This window comes from Microbacterium sp. BE35, from assembly GCF_031457705.1.
Taxonomy (GTDB): Bacteria; Actinomycetota; Actinomycetes; order Actinomycetales; family Microbacteriaceae; genus Microbacterium; species Microbacterium trichothecenolyticum.
The window spans coordinates 350054-373447 of record NZ_JAVDXD010000004.1; the positions used below are offsets into that span (position 1 = coordinate 350054).

General features: G+C 67.9%; 23 protein-coding genes. 6 read left to right on the forward strand and 17 right to left on the reverse strand.

Translation table 11 applies throughout. The features are described from left to right. The first annotated feature begins 45 nt into the window (after positions 1–45). Positions 46–1713 carry an ATPase, T2SS/T4P/T4SS family gene (locus J2Y46_RS15500; RefSeq protein ID WP_310243436.1) on the forward strand — a complete coding sequence of 556 codons (1668 nt, stop codon included), beginning with the start codon at positions 46–48 and terminating at the stop codon, positions 1711–1713. Between the two features lie 88 nt (positions 1714–1801). Here J2Y46_RS15500 and J2Y46_RS15505 read toward each other — a convergent pair whose 3' ends face one another. The 10 genes from J2Y46_RS15505 to J2Y46_RS15550 form a co-directional block, all read right to left on the reverse strand. After that, positions 1802–3040, reverse strand: a complete 1239-nt coding sequence (locus tag J2Y46_RS15505; RefSeq protein WP_310243438.1) for a type II secretion system F family protein — start codon at positions 3038–3040, stop codon at positions 1802–1804. A 1-nt stretch (position 3041) separates the two neighbouring features. Further along, complete coding sequence (locus J2Y46_RS15510; protein ID WP_310243440.1) at positions 3042–4334, reverse strand: type IV pilus twitching motility protein PilT; 1293 nt, start codon at positions 4332–4334, stop codon at positions 3042–3044. Positions 4335–4339: 5 nt separating this feature from the next. Then, the gene (locus J2Y46_RS15515) at positions 4340–5008 is read right to left on the reverse strand and encodes a hypothetical protein (protein ID WP_310243442.1); all 669 of its coding nucleotides are present in this window, start codon (positions 5006–5008) and stop codon (positions 4340–4342) included. Further along, complete coding sequence (locus tag J2Y46_RS15520; RefSeq protein ID WP_310243446.1) at positions 5008–5655, reverse strand: hypothetical protein; 648 nt, start codon at positions 5653–5655, stop codon at positions 5008–5010. The genes J2Y46_RS15515 and J2Y46_RS15520 overlap by 1 nt, the downstream gene beginning before the upstream one ends. Continuing rightward, positions 5652–6686, reverse strand: a complete 1035-nt coding sequence (gene pilM / locus J2Y46_RS15525) for a pilus assembly protein PilM (protein ID WP_310243447.1) — start codon at positions 6684–6686, stop codon at positions 5652–5654. Before pilM ends, J2Y46_RS15520 begins: the two co-directional genes overlap by 4 nt. A 29-nt stretch (positions 6687–6715) precedes the next feature. Next, positions 6716–7600 (reverse strand): prepilin peptidase, encoded by an 885-nt coding sequence (locus J2Y46_RS15530; RefSeq protein ID WP_310243448.1) that lies wholly within the window; start codon positions 7598–7600, stop codon positions 6716–6718. Between the two features lie 3 nt (positions 7601–7603). Continuing rightward, positions 7604–9109, reverse strand: coding sequence for a hypothetical protein (locus tag J2Y46_RS15535; protein WP_310243449.1), 1506 nt, complete (start codon positions 9107–9109; stop codon positions 7604–7606). A gap of 50 nt (positions 9110–9159) precedes the next feature. Continuing rightward, positions 9160–9708 (reverse strand): hypothetical protein, encoded by a 549-nt coding sequence (locus J2Y46_RS15540; RefSeq protein WP_310243450.1) that lies wholly within the window; start codon positions 9706–9708, stop codon positions 9160–9162. Further along, complete coding sequence (locus J2Y46_RS15545) at positions 9705–10052, reverse strand: type II secretion system protein (RefSeq protein WP_310243452.1); 348 nt, start codon at positions 10050–10052, stop codon at positions 9705–9707. Before J2Y46_RS15545 ends, J2Y46_RS15540 begins: the two co-directional genes overlap by 4 nt. A 128-nt stretch (positions 10053–10180) precedes the next feature. Next, entirely contained in the window at positions 10181–10594 is a 414-nt protein-coding gene (locus J2Y46_RS15550) for a prepilin-type N-terminal cleavage/methylation domain-containing protein (RefSeq protein WP_310243454.1), read from the reverse strand. A 773-nt stretch (positions 10595–11367) separates the two neighbouring features. Here J2Y46_RS15550 and J2Y46_RS15555 point away from each other — a divergent pair. Then, a complete protein-coding gene (locus tag J2Y46_RS15555; protein ID WP_310243456.1) occupies positions 11368–12756 on the forward strand; it encodes a DUF222 domain-containing protein in 1389 nt (462 codons plus the stop codon). A 14-nt stretch (positions 12757–12770) separates the two neighbouring features. Here the strand turns inward: J2Y46_RS15555 and J2Y46_RS15560 are convergent, their stop codons facing one another. Next, positions 12771–13661 (reverse strand): DUF2510 domain-containing protein, encoded by an 891-nt coding sequence (locus J2Y46_RS15560; protein WP_310243457.1) that lies wholly within the window; start codon positions 13659–13661, stop codon positions 12771–12773. A gap of 110 nt (positions 13662–13771) precedes the next feature. Between J2Y46_RS15560 and J2Y46_RS15565 the strand changes: the two genes are divergently transcribed. Then, a complete protein-coding gene (locus tag J2Y46_RS15565) occupies positions 13772–14998 on the forward strand; it encodes a Fic family protein (RefSeq protein ID WP_310243458.1) in 1227 nt (408 codons plus the stop codon). A 13-nt stretch (positions 14999–15011) separates the two neighbouring features. On the opposite strand, the gene J2Y46_RS15570 is transcribed toward J2Y46_RS15565, so the two are convergent. Together J2Y46_RS15570 and J2Y46_RS15575 are read right to left on the reverse strand one after the other, a co-directional pair. Continuing rightward, positions 15012–15311 carry a DUF1905 domain-containing protein gene (locus tag J2Y46_RS15570; protein WP_045299050.1) on the reverse strand — a complete coding sequence of 100 codons (300 nt, stop codon included), beginning with the start codon at positions 15309–15311 and terminating at the stop codon, positions 15012–15014. Beyond that, positions 15308–15736, reverse strand: coding sequence for an SRPBCC domain-containing protein (locus J2Y46_RS15575; protein ID WP_045299052.1), 429 nt, complete (start codon positions 15734–15736; stop codon positions 15308–15310). Before J2Y46_RS15575 ends, J2Y46_RS15570 begins: the two co-directional genes overlap by 4 nt. A gap of 41 nt (positions 15737–15777) precedes the next feature. Between J2Y46_RS15575 and J2Y46_RS15580 the strand changes: the two genes are divergently transcribed. Beyond that, positions 15778–16209 (forward strand): DUF1294 domain-containing protein, encoded by a 432-nt coding sequence (locus J2Y46_RS15580; protein ID WP_084695563.1) that lies wholly within the window; start codon positions 15778–15780, stop codon positions 16207–16209. A 4-nt stretch (positions 16210–16213) separates the two neighbouring features. Here J2Y46_RS15580 and J2Y46_RS15585 read toward each other — a convergent pair whose 3' ends face one another. Then, on the reverse strand, positions 16214–17011 hold the full coding sequence (locus tag J2Y46_RS15585) for a glycosyltransferase family 2 protein (RefSeq protein ID WP_045299208.1): 798 nt from the start codon (positions 17009–17011) through the stop codon (positions 16214–16216). Positions 17012–17061: 50 nt separating this feature from the next. Between J2Y46_RS15585 and J2Y46_RS15590 the strand changes: the two genes are divergently transcribed. After that, entirely contained in the window at positions 17062–17649 is a 588-nt protein-coding gene (locus J2Y46_RS15590; RefSeq protein ID WP_310243464.1) for a GNAT family N-acetyltransferase, read from the forward strand. A 114-nt stretch (positions 17650–17763) separates the two neighbouring features. After that, entirely contained in the window at positions 17764–19683 is a 1920-nt protein-coding gene (locus tag J2Y46_RS15595) for a glycosyl hydrolase family 28-related protein (protein ID WP_310243466.1), read from the forward strand. A gap of 74 nt (positions 19684–19757) precedes the next feature. On the opposite strand, the gene J2Y46_RS15600 is transcribed toward J2Y46_RS15595, so the two are convergent. From J2Y46_RS15600 to J2Y46_RS15610, 3 genes are all read right to left on the reverse strand, one after another. Continuing rightward, positions 19758–20750 carry an aldo/keto reductase gene (locus J2Y46_RS15600; protein ID WP_310243468.1) on the reverse strand — a complete coding sequence of 331 codons (993 nt, stop codon included), beginning with the start codon at positions 20748–20750 and terminating at the stop codon, positions 19758–19760. 37 nt (positions 20751–20787) lie between these two features. Continuing rightward, positions 20788–21741, reverse strand: a complete 954-nt coding sequence (locus J2Y46_RS15605; protein WP_245619578.1) for a L,D-transpeptidase — start codon at positions 21739–21741, stop codon at positions 20788–20790. A gap of 99 nt (positions 21742–21840) precedes the next feature. Next, entirely contained in the window at positions 21841–23331 is a 1491-nt protein-coding gene (locus J2Y46_RS15610; RefSeq protein ID WP_310243470.1) for a hypothetical protein, read from the reverse strand. Positions 23332–23394 lie beyond the last annotated feature (63 nt).

Here is a 23394-nt window from a genome sequence, read left to right on the forward strand (position 1 = left end):
GTTGACGTGCGCCACATAGTATGTCCCTGGGATAGGGGTGTTGCCGTGAGAGGTCTCGCACAGACGCTGGTGCTCACAGGAGCGGTCAGAGCCGCCGACATGTCGGCCGCCCTCGCCCAGGTGGGCGAAGGTCCGGAGCTGCAGCGACTGCTGGTGAGCTCGAAGCTGGTCACCGAGAGCCAGGTCGCCGAGGCGATCGCTCTTCACACCGGCCACCGGTACGTCGACCTCGCCGAGATGCCGCTCGACCCGAACGTGGTCGCCCTCGTCCCCGGCACCCTGTGCCGCAAGTACGGTCTCATCCCCGTGGACCGACGCGGCGAACGACTGACCGTGGGCGTGCTCGACCCGACCGACATCGTCGCGCTCGATGACGTCGCCTCGATCACGGATCTCTTCGTCGAGCCTGTCGTCGTCGCCGAAGACGCGCTGCTGAACATGTTCGAGCGGTTCCTGCGCTCGGACGAAGAGCTCAGTGAGCTGTCGATGACGATCGAGGAGTCGAGCGAGTCCAACCAGGCCGCGTTCACCGAGAGCCTGGAGGAGCAGGACGACACCGCCCCCATCGTGCGGTTCGTGAACCTGCTGATCGCGCAGGCGATCAACGACCGCGCGAGCGACATCCACGTCGAGCCCGGCGAGAAGCAGCTGACCGTGCGGTTCCGCATCGACGGCGTGCTGCACGAGATGCAGAAGGCCGACCGCGCCATCCAGGACGGCATCATCTCGCGCCTGAAGATCATGTCGTCGATCGACATCGCCGAGAAGCGCAAGCCGCAGGACGGCCGGCTCTCGGTCACGCACGAGAACCGCACCGTCGACCTTCGCGTCGCGACGCTCCCCACGGTGTGGGGCGAGAAGATCGTCATGCGAATCCTCGACAACACCGGCCAGGTCATGACCATGCGCGACCTGCTGTTCTCGCCCACCAACGAGAAGCGGTTCCGCGAGGCGATCACCAAGCCGCACGGGATGATCCTCGCGACCGGGCCGACGGGTTCGGGCAAGTCGACCAGCCTGTACACGGCGCTGCGTGCGATCGCTGACCCGAAGATCAACGTGATCACGGTGGAGGACCCGGTCGAGTACCGGATCGCCGGCATCAACCAGGTGCAGGTGAACAACCGGGCGGGGCTGACGTTCTCTACCGCGCTGCGCTCGATCCTGCGATCGGATCCTGATGTGGTGCTCGTCGGTGAGATCCGCGACTTCGAGACGGCGAACATCTCCATCGAGGCGGCGTTGACCGGCCACTTGGTGCTGTCGACGCTGCACACGAACGATGCGCCGTCGGCTTTGACCCGCTTGACCGAGATCGGGTGCGAGCCGTTCCTGGTGGCGACGGCACTGTCGGCGGTGATCGCGCAGCGGTTGGCGCGGCGGCTGTGCATGCGGTGCCGTGAGCCGCTGCTGGAGACCTCGGAGGTGCTGAGCGCCCTGGGCTTCCCGCATGACCCTGCGGACGTGCCGGAGTTGTTCAAGGCGGCGGGATGCCCCGCCTGCAGCAACACCGGATACCGCGGGCGCGTGGCGCTGCACGAGATCATGACGCTGAGCGACGAGATCGAGTCCTTGGTCGTGACGCGATCGACGGGGTCGGAGATCCGTCAGGTCGCGCTCGAGCAGGGCATGATCTCGCTGCGCGAGGACGGGTGGTCGAAGGTCGCGCAGGGGCTGACGACGATTGAGGAAGTGCTGCGCGTCACGGTGTGAGAAGCGGTTCCCGCGCCGCGTCGGGTTCCGACGCACCGGCAAACTCAACGACCGGCGCCTGCGCACCGGTCGTTGAGCTCCCCAGCTTCTAGGCCTGGTTGGCGATCTCCCCGTACAGCGTGAAGATCGGCAGATACAGCGAGATGACCATGCCGCCGATCACGATGCCGAGACCCACGATGAGAATGGGCTCGATCGTCGACGACAGCTGAGCGGTCGCGGTCTCCACCTCGTCCTCGTAGAAGTCCGCGATCGACGCGAGCATGTCGACGAGCGTGCCCGACTCCTCGCCGACCGACACCATCTGCGGCACCATCGCCGGGAAGACCTCGGCCTTGGCGAGCGGTGCGGCGAACGAGCGACCTTGGCGGATCGATTCCTGCACGTCACGCACGGCCTGCTCGATCTTCCAGTTGTTCGACGCCTGACCGACGATCGCGAGTGCCTGGATGATCGGCACACCGGCGTTGAGCATCATCGACAGGTTCCGGGCAAAGCGCGCGACCGCGATCTTCGTGGTCAGCTTTCCGAAGACGGGCATCTTCAGCTTGATCGGATCGACGAACCGGCGGTACTGCTCGGTGTGACGGTTGGCCCGCCACCAGATCAGCGCGACGATGACCACCAGGACGATCGACGGGATGATCCACCACATATTGTTCGAGATGCTCACGAGGATCTGCGTCGGCAACGGAAGCGAACTGCCGAGCCCCTTGAACATCCCCTCGAAGATGGGCACGACGAACGTCACCATCACGAGCACGCCGACGATCGCGATGAAGAGCACGATCGCGGGATACGTCACCGCCGCACGGATCTTGTTGTGCAGCTCGGCTTCGCGCTGGTAGTTGTCGGCGATCGAGCCGAGGGCGCTCCCGAGGAAGCCGCCCGCCTCACCCACCTTGATGATCGACAGCATGAGCGGTGGGAACGTCTGCGGGTGCCGCGCCAACGCTGCTGAGAACGACGACCCCGACTCGACGTCGGCCTGCACCTGCACGAGCGCCGGTTGCAGCTTCTTGTCGTCGGTCTGCTCGATCAGGATGGCCAGCGTCCGCATGAGCGGCAGCCCGGCGTTGATAAGTCCGGCCATCTGGCGCGAGAACACCGCGAGGGTGCGTGCCGACACTGTCTTCGTCGCGCCGGGCAGCTTGATGTCCTTGTTCAGCCCGGTGTTCGACTTGAGCGTCACCTCGAGCGGAGTGAGCCCCTGCGCTTTGAGTTTGCCCGTGACCGCGGACTCGCTCGCGGCTTCGATCGTGCCCTTCACGACCGATCCGGCGCGCGGGTCGACGGCCCGGTAGACGAACTCCTGTACGACGGCCATGTCAGCCCTCCCCGTTCGCGGCGGCCCATGCTTCGAGATCGTCCACGCCGCCCCACTCGACATCGCGCGCGGTCGGGTCGACCCGGCCGCCGACGGTGGGCGTGCCGAAGCGCGATCCCATGCCGATGCCGGTGCCCTGCGTCGCGTTCGCTGCAGGAGCCGTGAGCTCCCCCTGCCGCCACTCTCCGGCGTGGTGTGCCCACTCCTCCGCGTCGAGGTCGCGCGGCTTGACGTAGACGCCGTCGAGGCTCTTCGGGTCGACCGCGAAATCCATTGCGACGTTGCGCGCGATGGTCCCTTCGGCGACGAGGCGGCGAAGGTCCTGGTCGAGCGTGTGCATGCCGATCTCGGAGCCCGCCTGCATCGCCGAGTAGATCTGCGCGACCTGGCCCTCGCGGATCATGTTCGCGACGGCCGGGGTGTTGATGAGCACCTCGGTCGCGATCGTGCGTCCGTTGACCTGGGCGAGCGGCAGCAGCGTCTGGCTGATGATCCCCTGGAGGGTATCGCCCAGCTGCGTGCGGATCTGGTGCTGCTGGTCGGCGGGGAACACGTCGATGATGCGGTTGATGCTCTTCGCGGCGCCCTGGGTGTGCAGCGTCGAGAGCACGAGGTGGCCGGTCTCAGCCGCCGACAGAGCAGTGCGGATCGACTCGGGGTCGCGGAGCTCACCGATGAGGATGACGTCCGGATCCTGACGCAGCACGCGGCGCAGCGCCTCGGCGAACGAGTTCGTGTCTCGCCCGACCTCGCGCTGATGAACAAGTGAGCGCTTGGACTGGTGGTGGAACTCGATCGGGTCCTCGATGGTGACGATGTGCGCCGGCACGAGCTGGTTGACGATGTCGACCATCGCCGTGAGCGTCGTCGACTTGCCCGAGCCGGTGGGGCCGGTCAGGAGGACGAGTCCGCGGGGCCTCAAGGCCAGGTCGCGGGCGATCGCGGGCGCACCGAGCTCTTCCAGCGAGTACACCCGGTCGGGGATGTACCGCAGCGCGATGGCGATCGAGCCGAGCTGGCGGTAGACGTTCGTACGGAAGCGACCGATGCCCGGCGTCGCGTGGGCGAGGTCGACCTCGCCATGCTCCATGAACTCGCGGCGCTGGCCCTCGGTCATGAGGTCGAAGGCGGTGCGCTCCACCCACTCCGTCGACAGCGGGGCGGGGTAGGCCTCCACAGGCACGAGGTCGCCGTCGACGCGCAGCAGCGGTGGCGCTTCGGCGGTGATGTGCACGTCCGACGCGCGGTGGCGGGCACCGTATGCGAGGAGCTTCTCGAAGTCGAGGTCTTCCATGGTCCTCACCCTTCCGCGTCGACGAAGGTCAGAGCCGAGATCTGGACGTCGACCGTGCCCTCGCCGCTCTGGGTCATGGTCGCGCTGACACTGTTGAGCAGACGCGGACCTGCGCGCAGCGCGTCGAGGAACGCAGTCGCCTGCTCCATGTCGACCGCCGTGGCGCTGATGACGAAGTCGACCTGCTGGCGCCCGGCGCCTGCTGCGGCTTCGGCGGCCGGCGCCGCAGCATCCGTCGGCGTCCCGGTGGTGGCGTCGGTCGCTGCCTCCGTCGCCTCCGGCGCGGGTGCCGGGACGGCCGCAGCGTCGCCTTCGGTGGCGCCGGTGGGGGTGGTGTACGCAACCTGCTCTCCTGCGGTCACCGAGGTGATCTGGACACCGGATGCCTCGGCCGCACGTGCGACGACCTCGAAGACGTCGTCGAGCTGGCCGGTGGCCGGAATCTGCGCGCGGAGCCCGGCGACGTTCGCTTCGATCTCGCCGAGATTCTCCTGCTGCGCCGTGAGCTCGTCGACCTGTGCCTGGTACAGCGCGTTGGTGCTCGCGACGGTCGCGGTCTGGCCGTCTACGGAGACCGCCTGGAAGTACAGCGGCATGGCGACGAGGAACACTCCGAGCGCGATGATGCCGAGCGAGACGATGAGTCCGATCGCGGTGACGATGTGCTTGGGCATCACTCGCTCCCATCTTCCGCCGCGTACTCGTTCGAGTACACGGTCTGGTCGAACTCGACCGTGAGGAGGTACGAGTACCGCCCCGACGAGACCTGGCTCGAGGTGACCGATTGCCCGTCGGCGTACAGCACTCCCTCCACACCGCGGAGCGAGCGGATGAGCGGGACGATGTCGATCGGCGTCGGGCTGTCGAAGGTGACCGTGCCGACGAGCCCTTGTTCGAGCGTCGGGTCGTCGCCGACCGGCGCGCCGCCGACGGCGAGGTCGACGCCGGTGAGGGTGGTGTCGAAGGGAAGGATGCTAGTGATCTTGCCGATCACGGGAGTCCACGCGAGATCGGTGGCCATCGCGTCGGTGTGATAGTCGGTGAGCTCCGACTCGGTCGCGAGCGCCTGGCTCACCTCCGAGAGCGACGCGATTTCGGTGAGCAGCGTGTTGGTGCGGGCTTGTTCGGCCACGAGGCGCTGATCTGCGAAGAACTTGAACGCGAACGCCCCGGCGATGATGAGCACCGCGACGACGATCGCACCGAGCACGATCCACACCCAGAGGCGCACGAGCTGGTCGCGCTCGCGCCGCGCGACCTCGGTGCGCGGCATGAGGTTGACGCGCGGCGCTCCCGAGAAGGGAACCGGGATGGCGGTCATTTTGCGGCCTCCCCGAGTGCGATGCCGACGGTTCCGACGAGGTTCAGCGCGACCTCGCCGGCGGGCGGCGGGGCCGACATCGAGATGACATCACCGACCGACACGATGGTCATCGGCGTGTCGATCGCCGCCCCGAGCGCCGGCAGGATGCCGTCGACGGCAGCACCGGCCCCGGTGACGAAGACCCGCGAGAGTGGAACTGCGGCGGCACGGCTGCCGAAGAACGCGAGGGTGCTGCGAAGGCGGGCCGCCAGGTCGGAGACTCCGGGAGGCGTCGCCGCGCGGATCGAGCCGCGCGTGCGGCTGGGCACCGTGAGGCCCGTAGCCGACCCGTTGCCCGCCGCCACGGCGGCGAGTTCCAGCTCCGGTTGGACGGCCTCGGTGTTGTGCCGCCGCGTGGCTGCCGTGGCGACATCGATCGGCAACAGGCGTACGAACAGCGGGACGCCGCCGCGCGAGATCACGACCTGGGTGGTGTGGTCGCCGATGCTGACCGTCGCCACAGTCTCCTCGGGCGATGCGAGCGGTGCGGTGACGCGTGCGAGGCCGAAGGCCGCGAGATCGACCGCCTGGGCGCGGACCTTGACCTTCGCGAGGGTCGAGATGATCTGCTCGATGTTCTCGGACACCGCCGCGACGAGCAGGCCGGAGACCTGGTCGCCGTCCTGCGACAGCGGGAAGAAGTCGAGCACCGCCTGGCTCGCCGGCACGGGCAGCAGGTCCTGCACCTGGTATGGCAGGGCCTCGCGCAGCAGATCAGGCCGCATCGCCTGGGTCGTGTATTCGCGCACCAGGATGCGCCGGCTGGCGGCGCCGAGCACGGCATCCTTGCTCCTGAACTTCGCTCCGGTCCACAGCTGCCGGAGCGCGACCGCGACGGCGCCCGAGTCGAGCACCTCCGAGTCGCGCGCTGCCTCGGGCGGCAGCGGCACTTCGCCGTACGCGACGAGCTGGGGCTTGCGACCGAGTGAGATCTCCGCTGCGCGGAGGCTCTCTTCGGTCACCTCCAGCCCGACAATCGTCTTCCCCATGATTTCCCCTTCCCCAAAGACCGTCGGCGTCAGGCGCCGACGAAGAGATCCACGTACCACTTGCCGACGGCTTCGCCGGCGAAAACACCGGTCCAGGCCCCGAGGATCATCCAGGGTCCGAACGGAATGGCGGTCTTGCGACCGGCTCGGCGCAACAGCAGGAGCGCGATACCGAACACTCCCCCGTACAAGAAGGCCGCGAACGCCCCCACAGCGAGCGCGCCCCAGCCGAGCCAGCCGAGGTAGATGCCGATCACCCCGGCGAGCTTGACGTCTCCCCCGCCCATGCCTCCAGGTCGCGCCGCGCGCAGCAGGAAGTAGAAGAGGTACATGCCGGCCATACCGACCCCGGCGCCGAGCAGCAGTCCCCACTCGCCCGTCAGCCAGGCGGCGACGGTGAACAGGATGCCGGACACGAGATAGCCCGGTAGAACGATGCTGTTCGGGAGACGGTGGGTGTCGAGGTCGATGAGCGTGAGGACGATCGAGATCGCCGCGAAGTACAGGTAGGCGACGATGACAAGACCAAGCGCCCAGAGGTCGGCGGGACGGACGATGCCGTCCACAGCCGGCAGCAGCAGGTACTCCGGCAGGTTCATGCCGAGAAGACCTTCGTAAGCCACAAGACACCACCACGTCACGACGGCGAACGCGATGCCTGTAACCGCCTCGACGATCGGGTACCGCGCCGAGATCGGCGCCTTGCAGTTCGCGCACTTGCCTCGGAGCGCGATCCACCCGAGCACCGGCACGTTATGCCAGGGCTTGATCGAGGTGTCGCAGTGCGGGCAACGGCTCTCGCGCATCAGCGAGATCTGTGCCGGCACGCGGTAGGCGACAACATTGAGGAACGACCCGACAAGGAGTCCGAGGATCCCCGCGATGACGACGAGGAAGATGGTGAGGGATGTCATGCGCTAACGCTCCGTCTGGTAGACGAGTTCGCCGATCCGCTGCACCAGGGAGCCTTCGATGACGCCGCCCTCGCCTTTGATCTTGCAGCCAAGCTGGTCGAATGCCGGGCTCCACGACATGGAGGCGCAGGTGTAGGTCGCGTCGGCATGCATGTGTGTCGTGTCGTTCGTGTAGAACTGACCGCTGAAGCTGGAAGTCGCTGTACCGGTGAGGCCGCACGCGGAGTAGATCATCACTCGGAGCGTCGACGATATCGATCCGCTCACATCGAACTTGTCGTTCTGGTTGCCGTTCCCGCAGTTCGGAACGGGTTCGCCGTTCGTGTACGCACGCGACGAGTCGGAATGAACGAAGAGAACCTGGTGCTTGGCCGCCGCGTCGTCGGTGATCGTTCCAGAGAGTGCGACCTCCATTCGCACCGAAGGCTTGGCGATCATGACGACATCACGCTTCACGTTCACGTTGCTGAGCGAGATCTTCACCGCGCTGGTGCAGGCCGTGAAGTCGAGCACGAGCGGGCCGCCCGCTGTCGACACAAGGCTTCCGATACTGGGGCTCGGGTTGTTGTTGAGGAGGTTGCACACGGGCGTAGCGGTGTACTTGGCACCCCAGTTGGTGTTGTCGAGATCGATCCACTTCGTCGCGGCCTTCAGCCAGGTGAGCGTGGGGTCGAAGACCGGGTCGGACGGGCTGTTCGGCGTACGCGTGCCAGGCGCGGTCCACGTCGTCCCGACCGTGACGCTGTTGCGGCTGGTGAGCGATCCGGTGATCGATGCCTGCGTGCTGCCCTGGTCGCTGAGATTGATGTTCCCCTTTGCCGAGATCGACCCGTCGATCAGAGCCCCACCGTTCGATGAGATCGAGACGTAACCGTTGGTCGTGATGTCGCCGTAAACCTTCGGTGCCTGGCTATTGCTCGTGACGTTGCCGTTCGACCAGATGTCGCCGTTGATCACGCAGTTGTTCGAGAGGGATGTCGTACCCTCCAGCACGTAGAGATCACCCGTCAACGTTCCGTCGATGTTGCACGCCCAGTTGCCGTCGCGCAGAACGAGGTCGCCCGTGTAGTGCGCGACTCCGGCGGTGAAGCCCCCGGAGAAGTAGGTAACGACGCCACCGGGCTGCTGCGAATAGGTGACCTGCCAGGGATACACCGAGTCGATCGTCACTGTTGAGCCGCCAGTACCGGTGCCGGTGGACTTGATCACGACGTAGTCAGTGGACGACGTGGGGCAGCCGGCAGTCAGGCCATTCGACGACGTCGGACGATCTCCTGTGTTGTCCGGGTACGGGTAGATCGTCGTATCGTAAGTCGGGTCGGTTCCCGTGAAATGCGTGGCAGAGCAAGAAGCCATCGTCGCCATCGCGACGTCGCGTCCGGATTCTGCGGCGATGAACGCCTGTGTCTGACCCTTGTTCGTTGCGTTCGCGCGGATCGTGAAGAGGACCGATGCCGCGATGAGACTCGCGATGACGAAACCGACAAGCATCACGATGACGATGGTCACGAGGACTGCGCCGTCGTCGTTGCTTCTCGCACGACGGAGAGACTGATTGATCACCAACATGGCGAGCTCACTCCTGTTGCTGTCGACCGCGCCGCGGCCTCTCCCGAAAACCGCACCGGTGCGGAATCGGTCTCGATGTCGAATGTATAGGTGACGACGTCGCCGTTCTCGACGAAGAACGGCGTCGATGCGTACTGTGCAATGCCGTTCTCCCACCTTGCCCAGTCCGACGCCAGCGTGGGCAGAGCCCCGGATGAGGTAGTAAAGCGAGCGTCGCCGTCCTTTAGTAGAAAAGCTTGGCAGGCAAGATTTCCGCCCAAAGATGTGCGAACGCGCAATTCTGTGCCCGTCGCATCGTCCACATCGAAGTCGAGCGCGTTTCGCATCGCACGCTCGATGGCTGATCCGATCACCTGACCTCGATTCGTCGCCTGAGTCACGCTTGCCACGTCCTTCTGCGTGCTCCAGGAATTAACGAGGACCACGGCCATCGCGGATAACAGCAGACTGGACAGCAGGATGTAGATGATCAGTTCGATCAGGGAGAGACCGGCGTCGCCCGAAATCGCCGATGTCTCGCGTGATTCAATGGTGCTCATGGCACGTACACGATCGCTTTGAGCGTCGCAAGCACATAGCCGCCTGCATCTGTCGCAGTGAGTGAAATTGTCACTGTTCTTGACGTCGCGGGACAGGCAGAATAGCTACCCGCGCTGGTTATCGTTGCGCCAGACCCGTCAGTGAACGTGTGGGCGGATGTGGCGGTTCCGATCTGCCCGCAGTCCGGATTCTCTCGAATCCCTTCGATCAAGGAGTTGAGTTCCCGCGTCGCCGTCGCGGTCGCCGACTGCTGGGAGGAATACTGAATCCCCTGCCACAGCGCTGGAAGGATGGCGACCGCGATGATCGCAAGCAAGATCATCCCAATGATGATCTCGATCATCCCGAGGCCTTCGTCGGACGCAGTCCGTCCCCTCATCAGCGCACCTCCCCAAGTGCCAAAGTCTCCACGACAACCGGGCCACTAGGGCCGGGCTGTGGCCCGGCCCTAGCGCGGTCGCTACGTCGCGGCTACGGCGCCGCTGTCACGGACTGCGAACCAGCGGTGCACGCGGGGCCTGCGGAAACCTTCTTGTTGAACCCGGTTGCGGTAACGCAAACGGCGTCCACGGTCGCCGGAACCGAGGCCTCGCTGAGAACGATCTCAGTCGTCGAGCCCTTGGTGATTGCCGAAGCTGCAGTCGAATTCGCGTCGCTGTCCGCAATAGCGGCAGCAACGGCGGTGGCGCCACTGGCGGCGGCCGCCTTCAACGCGTTGTCCTGCGCGGTCGACTGGATGTTGCCGAAGATCGGAATCGCGATTGCGACAAGAATGCCGAGAATCACAACGACGATGATGAGCTCGATGAGGGAGAAGCCTTCTTCGCCCTCTTCTTCGCGACGACGGTTCGCCGCCTCAATGTAGTTCTTGATAGTTGCACGCATGGCGCGTCTCTCCCCAGTGTGAGTTGAAAGGTCAGCTCTAACCGACCGGAGCGCGCCAATGCGCCCGGTCTCAAACACCCCAGTAACAATTCCCAGACTCTGTTAGAGCTGGGTTTGAGACACACGCGCAAAACGTGAATCCCCTCCCGCCATAGACGCTCTCATTCGCCCAGGCGGGTGTCAACGAAAGCGCGCGCAGTGTTCGCCTAAGAAAGCCTCAGCCAGACCGCGCGAATACCTTGCGTTGCGGGCCTTTGCCCACCATTCCCCTGGTCGCCCTCCTGACACAGCGGGTCGCAGGCATCCGTTGTTCGATTGACAGTGAGGCGGTCCCGATGACGGGGTCGCGGCGAACAGCGCGGCGGTCGATCAGAGAGTTCGGAGGCTCCAGCCCCGACCGGCTTCCGCAGCAGGGGTGGGATCTACGACCCAGCGACTACCCTGACCGCGCTCGTACGACGGCGCCGGCAGATCGAATACGTGCTGCCCTCACGACCCGCAGCAACGTATAGAGCATCGGTCCCTCGCATCGCGGTGAGGTCCCGGACGGCACCCGTTCCCGCCTTCGCTGGAAATGCACGTACGAGTTGGCCGGGACGTTGGCCGAGCGGGCGATAGCCGAGGTCGACGCACAACTCGCGCGCGACAGGACGGCTCGAGTGAGGCGGCGGGCGAACTCGACCCGCGCAGCGTGCTGGCATTGTCAGTCTTTCGGGTTCGAAGCTGGCTGGATTTTCTGATCGAATGTCGGAGGGGCGTAATACACTACAAACGTGAAGATATATTCGAACAGGATCGATGGAGACGCGAGGATCGACGGCGATCCCGAGCTCTTCCTCGACCCGTCGGATCTCCTCGAGCCGGGTGAGATCCTGCCGCCCCTCGAACTCGCCGAGCTCGAAACGACGGGCGCCGCGCACGAGGCCGCGATCACCGAGCTCGAGGGCATCGGCGTGCGAGCGCGACTCCTCATCGCCGACGAGTACGCCGGCATCGCGAATGTGCTGAGGGATGCTGCGGCCTCCCCAGACCCGTGGGTCGGCCCCGATCCGACACAGGACCACGCATGGCTCGATCCGCAGGGGCGATCGACGGCGGTCGTCCGCGCAGAGCGTCGGAACATCGCCGTGCGCGCCGCGGCGCTGGAGCTCGCGGTGCGCCTCGGGATGTCGGAGAACATCGTCCGCACTCGCGCCGCGCACGCTGACACTCTGCGCGAGCGGTGCCCGAACATCTGGGAGGCGTTCCGGGCCGGCCGGGTGAACGAGCGGAACGCTTCGTCAGCAGCACAGCAGGCCGCCACCCTTCCTGCCCGCTCCACCGACGCCTGGGCGAGGTTCGACGAACAGCTCGCGGGGTCGGCGCAGACGCTCGCGTCAGGAAAGTTCCGTACTCGCGCCAGGGTCGTCCGTGACCGCGTGCACCCTGAGCACATCGATGAGCGGCACAAGCGCGCGAAGGACGAGCGCAACACGTGGTTCCAGCCCGAGCCCGACGGGATGGCTTCCTTCACCGTGTTCACGACCGCCGACAAGGTGATGCTCGTGCAGCGGTATGCAGAGGCGCACGCGCGGCACCTGCGGGCGCAGGACGGCGAGGAACGCACACTCGCCCAGCTTCGCGCTGACGTGGTGCTCGACCTCATCACCCGAGGCATGTCGATCCGCACCGAGACGAGCGCCTGGCGTGCGCGTGCGTCTGTCGCGATCACCGTGCCGGTCATGACACTCCTCGGACACGACGACGAGCCCGCCACGCTCGACGGCTACGGCCCGATCGACACCGAGACCGCACGGCAGCTCGCTGGTGGGGCATCCAGCTGGGTCCGCATCCTCACCCACCCCGTTACCGGCACGGTTCTGGACGTCGATCGCACTGCGTATCGCGTACCGAAGGCGTTGCAACGGTGGCTCGGGGTTCGCGACCAGGTGTGCACCGGACCCGGATGCCTGCGATCCGCCCGAGATTGCGACATCGACCACCGCCTCGATTGGCAGTACGGCGGGAAGACCGCCGACACGAACCTCAGTCCGTTGTGCGAGCGACATCACGTGATCAAGACCAAGAGCAAATGGGTGCTCTACCGCGACGAGGCCACCGGCGCGAAATGGTGGGTCTCACCGACCGCGTTGACGGTGCCGGTCGATCCGCCACCCTTCTGAGTAACGGCTGCAGCTCAGTTCAGGATCGCGAGCGCCTGCTGCGTCGCGACGATCGACAGCCACGCCGCCAACCCGACCGACACCACGATCGCGATCCCCGACAGAAGTCTGCTCGTCCGGCGTTGCGTCGCGACGATCAGGCCGCCGATCGCGAGGAAGAACGCACCAGCCGCGAACGCCACGCTGACAAGACTGACCAGACCCGCGATCGACTCGTTCCAACCGCCGAGCCAGAACACCACCGCGAGGCCACCGAGCGCGGCCACCGCGATCAGCACGATCGACGCACGCGCCGGAACGTTCGCCGGCGCTGCCTCGGGCAGCGGCGGACGCATCTCCCCCACGTACGAACTCGACACCGGCTGGTACACGACGGGCATCGGCGGACGATCGTCGACCGGAGCCGGACGCCGGGGCGTGATCTGGTCGGGAAAGGTCTCGCCCTTTGCAGCCCCGACCTCGGGTTCCGGCACCGGCACCGGCGCATCGACGGATGCCTCGTCCCGCACCTCCGCGGGCTCAGCCAGCGAGGAAGGAGCCGGCCACACGGCGGCGGCCTGCGGCTCCTCGGCGACCGACGGCAGCGCAGCCGACCCGACCGCCACGCCAGGGATCCCCGGCGCTTCGCCCACCGCAGCCGCCGAACCCGCAGCATCCGAACCCGCAGCATCCGGACCCGCGGCATCCGAATCCGCCCGTCGCGCGCGCGACTGTGCACGACTCAGCGGCGCAGCCGCCGCATCCGCGGCACCCGCGACCTCGATCGCAGCCGTGGCGGCAGCATCCGTCGCCACCGGACGGTAGTCCTCCGTCCACGCAGCGCCGTCCCACCACCGCAGGCGGTCAGCACGCGAAGCGTCCTCATACCAACCGGGCGGCGGTCCCGCCTGAGACCCGTCCGACATCATGCTCCCCAGCAGAATGATCCTCGAGCGCAAACATACCGGAGCCGCGCGACCCGGACGACCGGATCAAACCCGAGTCTTATTTCAATCAAGATCGCTAAACTGAAACAGTGACCGCCGCTGATTCACTCTCCAAGGCACCGCTCTGGTCCGCCCACACCACCGAGATGCGGGACTGGCGGCAGTCCGTCCGTGGTGGCAGCCGGGACGATCGGATGCTGCGCTCCGTAGCCGTGTCGATCCCCCCGCGCATCGCGCACCTGACCTACACGCCGAGCCCCGACCTGACCGCTGCCGCAGAGCGGGCGCTCGTCGAGGTGGCGACGACCGACGTCGAGGCACGAGCGCAGTCGCGCGCGCTCGGGCGCTTCATGCTTCGCACCGAGTCGGTGGCGTCCTCAAAGATCGAGCGCATCTCGGCGAGCGCCGCCGACTACGCCCGCGCTCTCGCGGGAAGCCGGGCGAACAGCAGCGCCACCAGCATGGTGGCCGCATCCGCCGCGCTGCATCGCCTCGTCGACCGCGCCGGCGAGACGGGGAGCATCACCGTCGAGGATCTGCTTGCAGCCCATCGCACCCTCATGGCCGACGACTCCGCCGAGGCGCACTACGCCGGCCGGTTGCGCGACGTGCAGAACTGGATCGGCGGCAGCGACCACAGTCCGCGCAATGCCCTGTACGTGCCGCCGCCCCCCGATCTCATGGCTCCGCTGCTCGACGATCTCATCGAGTGGGCAGCGCGCGACGACACTCCCGTCTTCGCGCAGGTGGCGATCGCGCACGCCCAGTTCGAGTCCATCCACCCGTTCACCGACGGCAACGGCCGCATCGGCCGCGCGCTCGTCAGCGCGATCCTGCGCCGGCGCGGGGTCACGAAGACCGCTGTCATGCCGCTCGCGAGCGGCCTGCTGGCAGTGAGAGACGACTACTTCGCCTCGCTCACGGCGTACCGCCAGGGTGAGCCCACCGCCATCATCGAGATCATGGTGCGCGCAGCCGTCGCGGCAGCTGTCGAGTCGCGAACGTCGATCGACGCACTGCGTGAGCTCCCCACCGAGTGGCGGTCGCTCGTCGACGCGGCCGACGGCTCCGCCACCGATCGACTCCTCACCGCACTCCTCGACGACCCCGTGATGTCGGGCGAAGACGCGATCGCGGCGATCGGGAGCACCCCGGCGACGGCATACGCGGCGCTCGACCGGCTCACTGCGGCTGGCGTGATCACCGAGATCACCGGGCGCAAGCGCGGCCGCGTGTGGGCGACGAACGATGTGATCGGCGAACTGGACGACCTCGACCGTCGCATCCAGCGCCGCATGTTCGAGACGCCCGCCTGACCGCCTGGCGATCTCAGCCGTCGAGCACCTCGAGTCGCACCGTCACCGGACCGCCGTCGGCCAGGCCTTCCGCATCGCGCACCGCCTTCTTCAGCGGCAGCACGTACGAGCCCGAGTCCGACGAGGGGAAGATCGACGTCGTCCACTCCGTCCCGCCGATCTGCGCGCGCACACGCACCGAGCCGAAGCCGCGGTATGGGCGCGGGATCTCGCGGATCTCCTCGCTCAGCTCGGGCGGCACCGACGTGAAGAACCAGGCCGCATCATCTCGAGCGTCCCAGCGGAAGACGTCGCCGTCGAACTCGATGATCACAGGTGCTCGCCCGGCGCACCGCCGTGGCGATCCACCAGGCGCTGCAGGCAGCTCGACCACCCGTCGACGTGGTTGTCGCGCTCCTCGGCGGTCGCGAAGCCGGAGTGCCTGACGATCACGCGGGTGGCAGCATCCGCCGCGGACTGAAGCTCGATCTCGACATCGGTGGTGTGCTCCTCCCCCGCCCACCGCCACCCGAGCCGCAGCGCACGCGGCGCCTCGAAGGTGAGCACTGTGCCCTCGACCGCCATGTCGACGGGCACCGACCGCACCTCCCAGCGGCCGAGCTCGCGCAGCTCGACGACCGCCGTCGTCTCGAACCGCGGCGGCCAGAACCACTCCGACAGACGACCCGCGACCGTGAATTCCCGCCATGCGACATCGACGGATGCTGCGACCAGCGCCTCTTCGGTGAGCTCATGCATGCTGACACCGTACGCCGAGCCTCCCCCATAGGATCGAGCGCATGCCCAACCCGCGACCCCGCGCTCCCCTCGCGACGCCGGAGCGCCCCGGACGCGATCTCTCCAAGCCGCTGCCCGCGGCGCTCAGCTGGATCACCCTGATCGCCTTCGCCGCAACTCTCGCGGGTGCTTGCTTCGTGTTCGAGCTCGCGTGGTGGGTGCCGGCGCTCTACGGTGCCGCGAGCATCGCCGCGTTCGCGGCCTACGGCATCGACAAGGCGGCCGCGCGCCGCCAGGCGAACCGCATCTCGGAACAGACGCTGCTCATCCTCGGCCTCGTCGGTGGCTGGCCGGGAGCGCTCGTCGCTCAGCAGCTCTTCCGCCACAAGACCCGCAAGCGGTCGTTCCGGCGCGCGTTCTGGGGCACGGTCGGGGTGAACGTCCTCGCGCTCGCGGCCTATGTGTACCTGACGGCCCCGGCTCTCGGCAGCTGACCCGTCAGCGACCGTACTCGGGGGCCCAGTCGTCGCCGTCGGGGGCCCACTCGCCCGACGCGGACGCCACCCGCGACGGCTCGGCCCGGCGCCACTTCGCACCCTCGGGCCAGCTCGCCGCGAACGTCGACGCGACCTTGAACACCCGCCGCGACAGCCCCGACAGAGTCTGCACCGGACGTGCCGACACGGGCATGCGCAGCTGGGGGTCGTAGCGGACGCCGTCGGACGAGCGCAGGCGGATCGTGAGGTCGAGGTCGTCGTGGATGCGTGCGTTCCCGCGGTCGACCTGATCGCGCACGCGCTCCCAGACGCGCGTGCGCATCGCGAAGTTCGAGCCGAACACGAGCGGGATGCCGAGCCACTTCTTGATCCAGTAGTGGCCGCCGCCGATGTACCAGCGCTCGCCGAGGTAGTTCTGCAGGGGCGTGCCGCCGTAGAACTCGGCGCCGCCGGTCAGCACGCCGAGCGTCGGATCTGCGACGAAGGCACGGACGAGTCGCGCGATCCAGTCGGGGTGCGGCCGCGAGTCCGCGTCGAGCCGAGCGATGATGTCGGCGTGCTCGACCGCCACGTCGTAGCCGCGGGACACGGCCGGCCAGATGCCGATGGACGGCTCATATGCCACGACGGTGTCGTACGCGTGGGCGACGGCGGCGGAGGCATCCGTGCTGGCATTGTCGACCACGATCACGACGTCGGGCTGATGCGTCTGCGCGGCGAGTGCGGCCAGGCACGCGTCGAGGTATCCCGCGTCGTTGCGACAGGGGATGACCACGGCGACGCGAGGGGCGAGGGGCACAAGCCACACGATACTCCCGGGCTGTCGGGAGGCGGCGATACCCTGCCGACATGAACGGACTGCGCTTCGTTCCAGCGAACGAGGCCTCGTGGGACGACCTGCAGGCCATCCTCACGGGCGCCGCGGGGCGGTGCCGATGCCAGCGTCAGCGCCTCGGCGATCACGACTGGTGGCGCATGCCCGAGTCGGAACGCGCCGCGATCCTGCGCGCCGAGACGAACTGCGACGACCCGCGCGCGGCCGAGACGATCGGCATCGTCGCTTACGACGGCGACGAGCCCGTCGCGTGGTGCGCGGTCGACCGGCGAGGAGTCTACGGGCGGGTTCGCGGCTCCCCGGTGCCCTGGCAGGGCCGCGACGAAGACCCCGACGACGAGTCGGTCTGGGCGATCGCCTGCGTCGTCGTGCGCAAGGGCCACCGAGGTGAGGGGATCACGTACCCGCTCGTCGCGGCCGCCGCCGAGCACGCGCGCGCACGCGGCGCAGCGGCGGTCGAGGGGTATCCGATGCTGACCGACGGCAAGAAGGTCGTCTGGGACGAACTCAGCGTCGGACCGGTCGGACCGTTCCTCGCCGCGGGGTTCCGAGAGGTCACGCATCCGACGAAGCGACGCCTCGTGATGCGCCTCGACTTCTGAAACGACTCAGCGAGCTCTCGTCGGAAACTGCCCCTTGAGACCGCTCCCACGGTTGGTTACAGTCCGGTAAGTAAGCGGCACCCCGCCGCGTCACCTCAACGGAGAGGACTCCCCATGCCCGCCCCCGTTTCACGCCTCACGGCACCGACCGCACGATCGGGCCGGCGTGCCCGCGCCGTGCGCATCGGCACCGTGGTGACCGGCACTGCCCTCGTCGCAGGCGCGCTGATGGCCACACCGGCCGTCGCAGCGCCGCCGCGCGCCGTCGACCCGTACAACCCGGACTTCGGCCCGAACGTCACGATCTACTCCCCCGACACTCCCGTCGACGAGATCCAGGCCGACCTCGACGCGCTGCACGCGCAGCAGGTCGACGCCGAGATGAGCACCAACCGCCAGGCCGTGTACTTCCTGCCCGGCCAGTACGGCTCGACCGCCGACCCGCTGCAGGTCAAGGTCGGCTACTACACCGAGATCGCGGGCCTCGGCGCCTCGCCCGAGGACGTCACCGTCCACGGCGCCGTCGAGGTCTACAACCGCTGTCTCGCCGACGGCGGCACGGGCAACTGCCTCGCGCTCGTGAACTTCTGGCGCACGATCTCGAACCTGTCCATCGACATCCAGACACCCGATCGCGGGTGCCGCAGCGGTGCCGACTTCTGGGCCGTGTCGCAGGCCGTCTCGATGCGGCGCCTCGACATCTCGGGCGGCAACCTCTCGCTCATGGACTACTGCACCGCCGGGCCGCAGTACGCCAGCGGCGGCTTCATCACCGACTCGCGTCTGCCGTTCGTGATCAACGGCTCGCAGCAGCAGTGGCTGATCCGCAACAGTGAGGTCGCCGGCTGGTCGAACGCCGTCTGGAACCAGGTGTTCTCGGGAGTCGTCGGCGCGCCCGACGAGGCCGGCTTCCCGAACCCGCCGTACACGACGGTCGACCAGACGCCGGTCAGCCGCGAGAAGCCGTACCTCTACGTCGACGACGAGGGCCGCTACAACGTCCGGGTGCCTGCGGCACAGCGCGACACGAGCGGGATCAGCTGGGGCGCGGGTGAGACCGCGGGGCGCAGCATCCCGATCACCGATTTCTACATCGCAACCCCATCCGACTCGGTGAAGGACATCAACAACGCGCTCGCGCGCGGGCAGCACCTGATCCTCACGCCGGGCATCTACGACGTCGCCCAGTCGATCCAGGTCAAGCGCGCGAACACGGTCGTGCTCGGCCTCGGTCACGCGACGCTCACCGCGGTGAACGGCGCGGTGCCGCTCGAGGTGAAGGACGCCGACGGCATCGTCGTCGCGGGCGTCACCATCGACGCGGGCGCGCAGCTCTCGCCGGTGCTGCTGCGCGTCGGCAGCCCCAACGGGAACAAGAAGCTCGATGCGCAGAACCCGATCACGCTGAGCGACGTGTACTTCCGCGTCGGCGGCCCGCACGTGGGCAAGTCGACGACGGCGCTCGAGGTGAACGCCGACGACGTGCTCATCGACCACACCTGGGTGTGGCGCGGCGACCACGGCGTCGAGGGCTTCGACCCGAACAACGGCGTCAACGGAGACACCCAGCGCTGGAACACCAACACCGGCACGAACGGCGTCATCGTCAACGGTGACGACGTGACCGCGACGGGGCTGTTCGTCGAGCACTTCCAGAGGTACAACACGCTCTGGAACGGCGAGAACGGCCGGGTCATTCTCTACCAGAACGAGCTCCCCTACGACCCGCCCAGTCAGGCCGACTGGACGCAGCCGAACGGCACTCTCGGATACCCCGGCTACAAGGTGGCCGACCACGTCGAGAACCACGAGCTCGACGGCGCCGGCGTGTACGTGTTCAACCAGAACAACCCGTCGATCATCACGGCGAACGGGTTCGAGGTGCCTGAGGCGCCCGGCGTGAAGCTGCACCACATCATGACGGTGAACCTGTCGGCCGGCACGCTCCAGCACGTCGTGAACGGCGTCGGCGACCAGGCCGACGCCACCAACACCGGAGCCCCGCAGTTCGTGGTGGACTACCCCACCCCGTAAAGACCCCCGGAAACGGATGCCTCGGCCCGGCGCGCTGCGCGGGGTCGAGGCATCCGTGATTCAGCGACGGAGGTTCACCAGTGCGGGTGGATCGCTGCGCGGAGGTCGCGGTCGTACACGTCGTGCACGACGCGGTCGAACGCGGCCAGGTCGAAGCCACCCTCGACGAGGGCGGCCGCCGCCGCGTTGGACTCCGCCTGCCGGACGTTGCGCGCGCCGGGGATGACGCTCGTGACGCCGGGGCGCGATGCGATCCACGCGAGGGTCGCGGCGGGCAGCGAGACATCGTCCGGCAGGGCAGCGGCGAGCTCGGCAGCTGCCGCGACGCCGGTCTCGAAGTCGACGCCCGAGAACGTCTCGCCGCGGTCGAACGCCTCGCCGTGGCGGTTGTAGGTGCGGTGGTCGTCGGCCGCGAAGGTCGTGGCCGCGGTGTACCTGCCCGACAGCAGGCCCGATGCGAGCGGCACGCGCGCGAAGATCGCGACCCCGGCGGCCTCGGCGGCGGGCAGCACCTCGTCGAGCGGCTTGAGGCGGAACGGGTTGAAGATGATCTGCACGTTCGTCACGTTCGGGCGGGCGATCGCCGCGAGCGCCTGCGCCGTCGTCTCGACCGAGACGCCGTACGCCGCGATCGCACCGTCGGCGACGAGCGCATCGAGGGCGTCGTACGTGGCGTCATCCTCGATCACCGCGGTCGGCGGGCAGTGCATCTGCACCAGGTCGAGCGTGTCGACGCCGAGGTTCGCGCGCGAGCGGTCGGTCCACGCGCGGAAGTTCTCGGGCGTGTAGTTCTCCGGCTCCTGCGCGAGACGTCGGCCCATCTTCGTCGCGACCGTGATGCCGTGGCCGGGCCGCGCGCCGAGGAATCGGCCGATGATCGACTCGCTTCGCCCGTCGCCGTAGACATCCGCGGTGTCGAAGAGGGTGACGCCTTCGTCGACGGATGCTGCGAGCACCGCGGTCGCGTCGTCCTCGGTGACGGCACCCCAATCGGCGCCGAGCTGCCAGGTGCCGAGGCCGATCGCCGAGACCGAGCGTCCGGTGCGGCCGAGTGCGCGCTGCTGCATGAGGATCCTCCGAAGTGGGGTTGTGTGGCGGTGGAGCTTACGGATTGACGATGACGGGGGTTCCGAGCGGGAGTTCGGAGAGCTTGGTGATCGCATCGGGGTCGACGCGGAGGCATCCGTTCGAGATCGGTCCGGAGCGGTCGTCGTGGTAGTGGAAGGCCGTGACCGCGACATCCGCTCCCCCGAAGCCGTCGAGGGTCGGCGACTGCACCGACAGATACACGATCGGGTGGCCGCGCGTGTACGCGTACTCGGGCACCACACGCGTCGTCATGATGAACGCGCGACCGAGGGGGGTTGGCGTGCGATCGGTGCCCCACGCGAAGTCCGACGCGATGCGCTCGGGCACGCCGGCGCGGACGATGTCGATCGTGCGACCGGAGATGCTCACGACGACGCTGGTGTCGGTCGGGGCGAGGTCGATGTCGGTCTTGCGCATCCACCCGGCGGTCTGGGCCGGGTTGCCCTGCGAGGGGACGGCCTGGCGCCCGGTGAGGAGGACCTTGACCCAGTTCTCCTGCTCCTCGACCACCGGGACGGAGGTGCCGTCATAGGGGTACTCGTGCGGGAGGTAGGCGACCGGCTCGGCGGTGGGATCGGCCCAGACGGGGGCGCCGATGCCTTTTGCGACGGCGTGCGTGGGCAGCGGGGCGGTGAACGCGGCATCGTCGACGGGCAGCGCCGGAATGATGGCGAAGACGCTGATCTGCGGGAGGGTCGACACGTCGTACGACGCGGTGTTCGCGGCGAACCCCGTGGGGGTCGGCGTGGGTGCGGGCGTGGCGGTGCGGGTCGGGGTCGCCGTCACGGTCGGAGTCGGTGCGGCCGATGCCTCCGTGGCGGGCGGACGGACGAGCCACGCCACGGTCAGGGCGCCGGCGAGGAGCGCCGCGGCGAGCGCCAGCACGACCCAGACGTTCGGTCGGCGCTTCGACGGCGCGATGCTGTCGGGTTCGACCGCTGCCGGGCCGTCGGTCTCGGCATCCCCCATTCCCCCATGGTCGGCCCGGATGACGGATGACGCAACCTGACGCCGACACACGGATGCCTCGTCCCGCCGATTGTGCCGGGACGAGGCATCCGTGATCCGTCATGACCAGCCGTTGTCGAACCAGCTGTGCCACAGGGCGCCGTCGTTGCCGCGACCCACGATGTCGAGCCGGCGCGGACCCCACGACGAGATGTCGAGCGACGAGGTGAAGCCGCCGCCGAGGGTCTCCCAGCCGCTCCAGCCGTTCTCGAACCACTTGTGCCAGCAGGCGTTGTCCGTGCCGCGCACGACGACGTCGAGGCGTCCGGGGCCCCACGCGGCGACACCCGGAGACGACGTCAGCACACCGCCGAGCGACTCCCAGCCGCTCCAGCCGCCGTCGAACCACTTGTGCCAGAGCGCATTGTCGGTGCCGCGCACGAACACGTCGAGGCGACCGGGACCCCACGACGCGACCGCGGGGTCGGAGGTGAGGCCTCCGCCGAGCGACTCCCAGCCGCTCCAGCCGCCGTCGAACCACTTGTGCCACAGCGCGTTGTCCGTGCCGCGCACGAACACGTCGACGCGTCCCGCACCCCACGAGGCGGCCGCCGGGCCCGAGCTCAGGCCACCGCCGAGCGACTCCCAGTTGTGCCAGCTGCCGTCGAACCACTTGTGCCAGAGCGCGTTGTCGGTGCCGCGGGCGAAGACGTCGAGCCGGCGCGTTCCCCACGACGAGACCGCCGGGTCTGCGGTGATGATCCCGCCGAGCGACTCCCAGTTGTGCCAGCTGCCGTCGAACCACTTGTGCCAGACGGCGTTGTCGGTGCCCGCCGCGACCACGTCGAGCCGGCCGGTGCCCCACGAAGCCGCCGCCGGCCCGGTGTTCAGTCCACCGCCCAGAGACTCCCAGCCCACACCCGTCGGCGCCTGCGAGAGGCTCCCCGTCAGCCGGTACTTGACTCCGCTCGGCGTGTACGTGAGGTTGACCGGGGCCGGCGCGACCACCGGGATGGGCAGCCCCATCGAGGTGTCGACGGCCGCGAAGATGAGCGGCGTCATGCCGATGAGATCGTCGGGATCGCCCCACGACCTCAGGAAGAGCCCGATCTTGCCGAGCGTGTCGGGCTCGATCGCGGCGCGGATCTTCGCGACGGCCGCGTCGATGTCGGGTTTCGGATCGGTGAGCGACAGCTTGCCGCCCTCGACGAGGCTCTTCAGCTGCGTGCGCACCGCATTCACGAGGTCGTTGATGAGGCCGCGGACCGCGGAGAACGGCGTCGCGTCCGATTCGAACACCAGCACGAGAGCGCCCAGCAGCTCGGGGAACTGCCCCGACTTCACCTGTTCCGCAGTCGGACGCGTGACGTCGTCGAAGCGCACGGCGCCCTGATTCGCGGGAACGGCCTTCGACTCCCCCGAATCGATCCCGTTCGCCCAGTCGTCGTTCAGCACCCCGCTCCAGAACACGCTCGTCGACCCCGGCGTGAGGAATTTCGACCGGAATCCGACCATCACGATGTACGGCTCGTCTCCGTCCGACCAGAAGTCGTCCTCGTCCGCATTGTCGACGAACAGCCGCTCCAGACGTATCGTCCATGACTCGGCCATAGCTGCCTCCGTTCACCGGGACCGCCCGGCGGGCGGATCTCCACCGGTGAGGAGCGGAACCGA